This is a genomic window from Ensifer sp. (genome assembly GCF_035999185.1).
Classification (GTDB): Bacteria; Pseudomonadota; Alphaproteobacteria; order Rhizobiales; family Rhizobiaceae; genus Ensifer.
Map to the genome: position 1 here is coordinate 1 of NZ_DASYHB010000105.1, position 5,336 is coordinate 5,336.

Below are 5,336 nucleotides of genomic sequence, written 5' to 3' on the forward strand. Positions count from 1 at the left end.
AAGTGGACGATTTTAGTCCGGTATCGCACCTGATTGTGCGCAATTCAGTCCTTCGGACCTTTAATCACCATATTGCTTAACGACAAGTGTGTTTGCAGTGCAAAATCAATTTAATCGATTAGACGAATTGCGCCATTTTCCACCCTGCCCGAGACATCGACGCCCGTTAACGATAGCGGCAGAAAACCAAGCGATTCCGTGACTTTCCGGCAAAATTGGCAGAGAGTGATCTTAACGATTTGTTAAGCGTCATCCGGAGGGCGGACAGAATGGTTCTGTTCAGAGCGATCCATGCGACCAAAGTGCTGGCTCTCGCCGGCCTGGTCATCGCAACGAGCTGTATCCCTCTGGAGGCCAGGGACAGGTTCGGAGCCGGCGGCGTCCAGACCCGCACCTTCCATAACCGAATGTATTCGGGTCACTCCGGCGGTCCGCGCCACGAGTTCGGCGGCATGCGCTATAGCAGCGGCTGGAACGGCAATCGTGGTTCGCGCCGGGACTGGGCATCCAACGGCGGCCCGCCTGAGGTCGAGACCCGCACCCGGCACAATCGCCTTCCCCACTACCGTCCATACCCGGGCCCCTATTCGGATCGCTTCCAGCACCGCGGCGGATGGGGCCGAGACCGGGCCGGCCGTGACGTCTGGACAGCCGGTGGCCGCCGTGATGGCCGCCCGGGCATCTACGAAATGCCGCCGGAAGTGGAAACGCGCACCCGGCACGTGCGCCTCCCGGACTACCGCCCATATGCCGGTCCCTATATCGACCGTGGGAATGGCAATGGCGGATGGGTGCGGGACAGGGCCGGACGCGAAATCTGGACGTCAGGCGGCCAGCGCCGCAATGACTATCGTCCGGGGATCTATGGCGGCGATGAATTTCCCGACATCATTCCGGGCATCGGCACCTATGTCGGCGGAATCTCCGCCTATGTCGACGTCGGCAACGGTATCTATTTCAGCCAGGAAGGCGATTATCGCTATGCCGACGAGGGTGATTACGCGCCACCCCCGCGGGTCAATCGCGGCAAGATCATCAACGTCACGCCGCAAACGATGAACCGTTCCTGCACGTATGAACACGGCGTCTGCGTCATCCGGCGGTAGTTGCCGACACCGACGGCCGGTTCAGCCCGTCACGCCCATGGCGCCAATGATGGCGCCCATCACCAGCAGCACCAGAAGCCAGTGCACACCGTCGATCACGGTCAGGTCCCAGCCGAAGCCCTGGTAGCGGTGGTTGACCGTAAGGGTCGTCGCGACGAAGCCGAGCCACAGGAAGAAGGCAGAAACGACGCCGTTGACGAACGTCACTTCGCCGGGTCCGAGATGGCCGACGACGCCCGCAACCATGGTCGCCATCACCAGTTCCGAGACGAAGGAGATGGCAAAGAGTACCGGAGACATCTCAGCACCGGCGGGATCGATGCGCGCGGCCTTCATCCACGGCTTGCCGAGAACACCGTAATAAACCGCGCCAAGGCCAAAAGCCGCGATGGCGGCAATCAGCACCGCCAGATAGTTCATGCCCGCAAAAGCCATGTTCGTTCCCCCCGTTTTTTCACGGATTGGAATCGAAGGCACGGAAGCTGTCAACGGCCGGCGTTGCCGAAGCGCCAGACGGTCGTGCGCTTGACCTCGCTGTCTTCCAGTGCCCGCGTTACCGGCACCTCATAGGTCGCGAGCGCCGTCATCATCTCGCGTGGACAGTAGGAGCGGCCGGGGTCTCCGACGATCACGATCGCGCCGTTCGCCGACAGATGCGAAAACCATGGCTTCAGCTGATCGGCGAAACCCTTGTCGTAGAAGACGTCGCCAGCGAGATAGACATCGGCCTGAAGGTCGCGACCGGTGATGTCGTCGCCCGTATAGGAAAGGACGACGCCGTTGAGCGCGGCATTGAGCCTGACGGCCGTTTCCGCCCATGGGTCGATATCTGCGGCGAGAACCGAAGCGGCGCCTGCCTTCATTGCGGCAATCGCCACCAAGCCGGAACCGGAGGCAAAATCAACGACGCGGCGGCCACGCACCACGTCGGGATGATCGAGGATATAGCGGGCAAGCCCCTGCCCGCCGGCCCAGGCAAAAGCCCAGAACGGCGGCGGCAGGCCGATCTCCTGCAACTCTTCCTCGGTCTTCAACCAAAGATCATGCGCCTCGGTCGCCAGATTGAGCCGGATCTCCGGTACATGCGGTGGCGACAGCACGTCGGTATTGTCGAGGATGAAGCGTTCCGGATCGGTCTTCACGAAAACTCTCCGCGCCCACCCGAGCGCAAGGCCCGGACAGGCGGAATTCAAACTAGCGCGGCGGATTGTCGAGCCCGCCCATGCGGCAGACTTCGAGCCATTCGTCCTCGGTCACCGGCTGCACCGACAGGCGCATGGAGGTAACCAGCGACATCTTGGCCAGCTTCGGATTGTCCTTGATGTCCTTCAGCGTTACCGGGCGCGGCATGTCGGCCACGGCACGGATGTCGACGCAGTCCCAGCGGGCATCACCCTCGGCCGTCGAATCCGGATGGGAGAGCGCGCAGACCTCGGTGATGCCGACGATCTCCAGCCCCTCGTTCGAATGGTAGAAGAAGCCCTTGTCGCCGACCTGCATCGCCCGCATGTTGTTGCGCGCCTGATAGTTGCGCACGCCGGTCCATTCGGTGCCTTTGGCGCCCGCATCCTTTTGCATCTGCCAGGACCACTTGAAGGGTTCGGATTTATAGAGCCAGTGCGCCATCGCGTCCTCAAGCCTCCGGATTGTTGAAGACCCAGTTGAAGGCCTTGATCTCGACATTGGAAAAGAGCCCGGCCTTGGCATAGGGGTCGGCCTCGGCAATCGCACGCGCTTCGTCGATCGTCTCCGCCTTGACGAGCACCAGGCTGCCAGTCGGCTTGCCATCCTCACCGAGGAACGGACCAGCCATCTTGAGAACGCCCTTGGCATTGAGGTCGTTGAGATAGGCGACGTGATCGGGACGGGTATCGAGCCGAAGCTGCAGCGCGCCGGACTTATCGGTGCAATGAAGTGCGAAGAGCATGCTTCCTCCTTAAGGTTTCGGTTGGCGTGGGATGCGCGTTTCCGCATCCCGCTGCCGGATTATTCCTGGGTGATCGGGCGGGTCATCAATTGTTCAAGTGCGGTGCGGACGTCGAGCCGGCCGTCGATGATCGCCGCGACCGCTTCGGTGATCGGCATTTCGACGCCGAGCTCCTGGGCGACGCGGGCGGCAACGGAAGCGGCAAAAGCGCCTTCGACGAGTTCGCCCTTGCGCCCGCTGGCGCGGCCGTCCTTGCCGAGCGCAATGCCGAAACGCAGGTTGCGCGATTGGTGGCTGGTCGCCGTCAGGACGAGGTCGCCGAGGCCGGAGAGCCCGCGCACCGTGTCCGCCTCGCCACCCTCGGCGGCGATGAAGCGCGACATTTCGGCAAGGCCGCGGGAGATCAGCGCCGCGCGGGCGCTATCGCCAAGACCGGCACCCTCGACGATGCCGCAGGCGATTGCCAGGACGTTCTTGAGCGCGCCGCCAAGCTGGACGCCGATGCGGTCTTCGGAGGGATAAAGCCGGAACGTCGGACCGGATAGCACTTCGGCAAGCATCGTCGCGGTCTGGGCATCATGCGCCGCAACGACCATGGCGGTCGGCAGCCCCTTGGCGATGTCGGCGGCAAAACCGGGGCCTGAGAGAACGCCGATCGAATGGCCGGGGAGCTCTTCCGCCAGCACATCGGTCAGAAGCCGGCCGGTCGCCTGTTCCATGCCCTTGGCACAGGTGACGATGGTGGCGGCCGGATTGATGGCGGGGCCATATTGCCGCGCCGCGGCGCGATGCGCCTGTGACGGCATGACGAAGAGGACAACGTCGGCATCGGCGAGCACGGAAATGTCTGACGTGTGTTTCAGCGCCGGCGGCAGGTCGATGCCGGGCAGCGCGTCCTCGTTGCGACCGGTTGCGCGGCACGCGTCCGCGATCTCCGCGCGCCGGGCAAGCAGCGTCACGTCGCTGCCATCGGTCGTTGCAGCAACCGCGGCAAGGGCGGTGCCGAAGGCGCCAGCGCCGACCACGACGATCTTCGGCCCGATGTTGGAATTATCGTTCATTCTCTATCCGCACGTCCTGAATGCCATCATGCCTTGGCACGTTTTCCATGTCTCGGCCGATTTACCTATGCCTTGGCGCCGCGCTTGCCGGAACCAAGCAGCGCCTGCGCTTGCGCATCAAGCGGCCAGCGCGAGCGCGGGGCAACGTCGAGGCCATCGGCTGCCATTCCAGCTGCGAGCCGTTCCGCCCCGGCCCAGGCGATCATCGCCGCATTGTCGGTGCAGAGCGCGTGCGGCGGCGCGATGAAGGAAAAGCCGTTCTTGTCGCAGAGGTCCTGCAGCGTTGCCCGCAGCACCTGGTTGGCCGCAACGCCGCCGGCAACGACGAGCGCCGGCTTCTCGACCACCGCATGCTCCGCCTTGAAGCGCTTCAGGCCGCGCCCGACACGATCCTTCAGCGTGCGCGAGATCGCGCGCTGGAAGGAGGCGCAGATGTCGGCGATATCCTGTTCGGTAACCGGTTCCAGCGATTGCGCCGCCTGGCGCACCGCCGTCTTCAACCCCGAAAAAGAGAAGTCGAGCCTGGCATCGCCGACGAGCGGCCGCGGAAAATTGAAGCGCTCCGGATTGCCGGCAAGTGCTGCCCGTTCGACAGCCGGGCCACCCGGATAGGGAAGTCCGAGCATCTTTGCCGTCTTGTCGAAGGCTTCGCCGAGCGCGTCATCGATCGTCGTTCCCCAGCGCTCGTAATCGCCAACCCCCTTCACGAGGATGAGCTGGGTGTGGCCGCCGGAAACGAGCAGCATGAGATAGGGGAATGACAGCCCGTCCGTCAGGCGCGCTGTCAGCGCATGCCCTTCGAGATGGTTGACGGCGTAGAGCGGCTTGCCCGTGGCGCGCGCGATCGCCTTGCCGGTCATAAGCCCGACAATCAGGCCGCCGATCAGACCGGGACCACTTGTCGCAGCAATCGCATCGATGTCGGAAAGCGTGACACCGGCACGCAGCAGCGCTTCCTCGATCAGCGTGTCGAGCGCGTCCACATGGGCGCGCGCCGCGATCTCCGGAACCACGCCGCCGTAGGCGCTGTGCTCTTCCAGCTGGCTCAAGACGACATCGCCGAGAATGTGTCCCTTGCCATCAGAATCGCGCAGAATGACGGAAGCGGCGGTTTCGTCGCAGCTTGTTTCTATGCCGAGGATGCGCAGGGGCGGAGACATCAGGAACTACTCAAAGATTGCGGTCGCACCGAAAGGTGGGTACACGGAACTCCGGTAACAATGGATAGCCTTTGATGCAAAC

The 5,336-nt window shown here is 63.4% G+C and carries 7 protein-coding genes; 1 reads left to right on the forward strand and 6 read right to left on the reverse strand.

Annotation, left to right across the window (positions count from 1 at the left end):
• The first annotated feature begins 269 nt into the window (after nucleotides 1–269).
• Nucleotides 270–1,106: a hypothetical protein gene (locus tag VGO04_RS11875; RefSeq protein ID WP_327496159.1), complete on the forward strand. Its 837-nt coding sequence runs from the start codon at nucleotides 270–272 to the stop codon at nucleotides 1,104–1,106.
• A gap of 21 nt (nucleotides 1,107–1,127) precedes the next feature.
• On the opposite strand, the gene VGO04_RS11880 is transcribed toward VGO04_RS11875, so the two are convergent.
• From VGO04_RS11880 to tsaD, 6 genes are all read right to left on the reverse strand, one after another.
• Entirely contained in the window at nucleotides 1,128–1,541 is a 414-nt protein-coding gene (locus VGO04_RS11880; RefSeq protein WP_327496160.1) for a DUF1761 domain-containing protein, read from the reverse strand.
• 50 nt (nucleotides 1,542–1,591) lie between these two features.
• Complete coding sequence (locus tag VGO04_RS11885) at nucleotides 1,592–2,248, reverse strand: methyltransferase (RefSeq protein WP_327496161.1); 657 nt, start codon at nucleotides 2,246–2,248, stop codon at nucleotides 1,592–1,594.
• 52 nt (nucleotides 2,249–2,300) lie between these two features.
• Complete coding sequence (locus VGO04_RS11890; RefSeq protein ID WP_327496162.1) at nucleotides 2,301–2,732, reverse strand: EVE domain-containing protein; 432 nt, start codon at nucleotides 2,730–2,732, stop codon at nucleotides 2,301–2,303.
• A gap of 7 nt (nucleotides 2,733–2,739) precedes the next feature.
• Nucleotides 2,740–3,033, reverse strand: a complete 294-nt coding sequence (locus VGO04_RS11895; RefSeq protein WP_327496163.1) for a YciI-like protein — start codon at nucleotides 3,031–3,033, stop codon at nucleotides 2,740–2,742.
• 59 nt (nucleotides 3,034–3,092) lie between these two features.
• Nucleotides 3,093–4,094: an NAD(P)H-dependent glycerol-3-phosphate dehydrogenase gene (locus VGO04_RS11900; RefSeq protein WP_327496164.1), complete on the reverse strand. Its 1,002-nt coding sequence runs from the start codon at nucleotides 4,092–4,094 to the stop codon at nucleotides 3,093–3,095.
• A 65-nt stretch (nucleotides 4,095–4,159) separates the two neighbouring features.
• Nucleotides 4,160–5,254, reverse strand: a complete 1,095-nt coding sequence (gene tsaD / locus VGO04_RS11905) for a tRNA (adenosine(37)-N6)-threonylcarbamoyltransferase complex transferase subunit TsaD (RefSeq protein ID WP_327496165.1) — start codon at nucleotides 5,252–5,254, stop codon at nucleotides 4,160–4,162.
• Between the last annotated feature and the right edge of the window lie 82 nt (nucleotides 5,255–5,336).

Excerpts from the sequence above, each read along its gene's own strand:
- VGO04_RS11890 (WP_327496162.1), bottom strand. The coding sequence starts at position 2,732 with ATGGCGCACTGGCTCTATAAATCCGAACCCTTCAAGTGGTCCTGGCAG.
- tsaD (WP_327496165.1), bottom strand. The coding sequence starts at position 5,254 with ATGTCTCCGCCCCTGCGCATCCTCGGCATAGAAACAAGCTGCGACGAA.
- VGO04_RS11900 (WP_327496164.1), bottom strand. The coding sequence starts at position 4,094 with ATGAACGATAATTCCAACATCGGGCCGAAGATCGTCGTGGTCGGCGCT.
- VGO04_RS11875 (WP_327496159.1), top strand. The coding sequence starts at position 270 with ATGGTTCTGTTCAGAGCGATCCATGCGACCAAAGTGCTGGCTCTCGCC.
- VGO04_RS11880 (WP_327496160.1), bottom strand. The coding sequence starts at position 1,541 with ATGGCTTTTGCGGGCATGAACTATCTGGCGGTGCTGATTGCCGCCATC.
- VGO04_RS11895 (WP_327496163.1), bottom strand. The coding sequence starts at position 3,033 with ATGCTCTTCGCACTTCATTGCACCGATAAGTCCGGCGCGCTGCAGCTT.